The 1,884-nt window shown below is 73.8% G+C and carries 2 protein-coding genes; both read left to right on the plus strand.

The annotated features are described in order from the left end of the window. Nucleotides 1-1,235, plus strand: a 1,235-nt coding sequence (locus ACFFNX_RS48880; RefSeq protein ID WP_378213301.1) for an ATP-dependent DNA helicase RecG, incomplete at its 5' end; no start/stop codon positions are given. Between the two features lie 172 nt (nt 1,236-1,407). Beyond that, a partial coding sequence (locus ACFFNX_RS48885; RefSeq protein WP_378213302.1) for a HEAT repeat domain-containing protein occupies nt 1,408-1,884 on the plus strand: 477 nt, incomplete at its 3' end.

A 1,884-nucleotide genomic window follows, 5' to 3' on the forward strand; every position in this document is an offset into this window, starting at 1 on the left:
AGGCGGCGCTGCTCGCGCCGACCGAGGTGCTGGCCCAGCAGCACCACCGTTCGATCGTCGCGATGCTCGGGCCGCTCGCCGAGGCCGGGCGGCTCGGCGGCGCCGAGCACGCCACACGCGTCGCCCTCCTGACCGGCTCGCAGGGGGCCAAGGCGCGCCGTGAGGGCCTGCTCGACGCGGCCTCGGGCGCGGCCGGCATCGTCGTCGGCACGCACGCGCTGCTCCAGGAGCACGTGCAGTTCGCCGACCTCGGCCTCGTCGTGATCGACGAGCAGCACCGCTTCGGCGTCGAGCAGCGCGACGCGTTGCGGGAGAAGGCCACCGGCGGGCGCCCGCACGTCCTCGTCATGACCGCGACGCCGATCCCGCGCACCGTCGCGATGACCGTCTACGGCGACCTGGACACTTCGGCGCTGACCCAGCTGCCCGCCGGCCGTTCGCCGATCGCCACGCACGTCGTGCCGTCCGCCAACCGCGCCTACTGGAACCGCGCCTGGGAACGCATCCGCGAGGAGGTCGCCCAGGGGCGCCAGGCGTACGTCGTGTGCCCGCGCATCGGCGACGAGGAGCCCGCCTCGCCGGAGGACGTCCCCGAGGACGAGGACGACGACGGCGCCCGGCGCCCGCCCCTGGCGGTGCTCGACGTCGCGCCCAAGCTGAGCGAGGGCCCGCTGCACGGCCTGCGGGTCGACGTGCTGCACGGCCGGATGCACCCGGATGAGAAGGACGCGGTGATGCGCCGGTTCGCGGCGGGCGAGCTGGACGTCCTGGTCGCCACCACCGTGATCGAGGTCGGCGTCGACGTGCCCAACTCCACGGTCATGGTCGTCATGGACGCCGACCGGTTCGGCGTCTCCCAGCTGCACCAGCTGCGCGGCCGGGTCGGCCGCGGCCGGCACGCTGGCCTGTGCCTGCTCGTCACCGACGCGGTGGAGGAGTCCAAGGCGCGTGAGCGCCTCGACGCGGTCGCCTCGACGCTCGACGGGTTCGAGCTGTCCCGCATCGACCTGGAGCAGCGGCGCGAGGGCGACGTGCTCGGCGAGAGCCAGTCCGGCCGGCGGTCGAGCCTGCGGCTGCTCACGCTGCTGCGCGACGAGGAGATCATCAAGGAGGCCCGCGCCGAGGCGACCACGCTCGTAGAGGCCGACCCGGAGCTGCGCGACCATCCCGCGCTGGCGGCCGAGCTGGCCACGCTCGTCGACGCGGAACGCGCGGAGTACCTCGAGAAGACCTGAGTTCCCTACCTAACCGATTGACAATAGAGGGCTTCTCCTTCACGATCGAAACCGTGTACCGGAGAGATCCGCTGATCGCGCGACTGCACGTCGACCTGCGGCGGCAGGCCAGCTCGCTGTGTCGCCGGTGATCGCCCCGCGCCCGATCGCCGCATCAGCTCCGGAGGATCCCATGACCGTCATCGACCTGCCCGTGGACGAGCCCACACTCAGCGAAGAGACCGGCAACGCGCTGGCCCGCACGCTAGCCGACCCCGACCCCGGCGTACGCCGCGCCGCCGCCGACGCCCTCATCGACGAGCGCGAGGTGCTGATCGGCGAGAAGGGCGTCCGCGCACTCGTGGACGCGGAGACGAACGGCCCCGACCCGTACGTCCGCGCCGTCGCCGCCGAACTGGTCCGCGCCATGCGCGCCGCCGCCTGGGAGATCTACACTCAGGCCCTGAGCCGCGAGGACGACGCCCGGGCCGAGACCGTCCGCGGCCTCGCCGTGCTGCGCGCCGCCCCCGAGCTGGGCGAGGTCGCGCTGACCGACCCCGACTGGCGCGTCCGGGTGAGGGCCGCGTCCGCGCTCGGCGGTCTGGACAGCCGCGAGGCGATCGGTCCGCTGACGAGCGTGCTGGAGGACGAGATCGTGCCCGTCCGCCGG

Origin of the sequence: Actinoallomurus acaciae, from assembly GCF_042429965.1 — a bacterium.
GTDB classification, from domain to species: Bacteria; Actinomycetota; Actinomycetes; order Streptosporangiales; family Streptosporangiaceae; genus Actinoallomurus; species Actinoallomurus acaciae.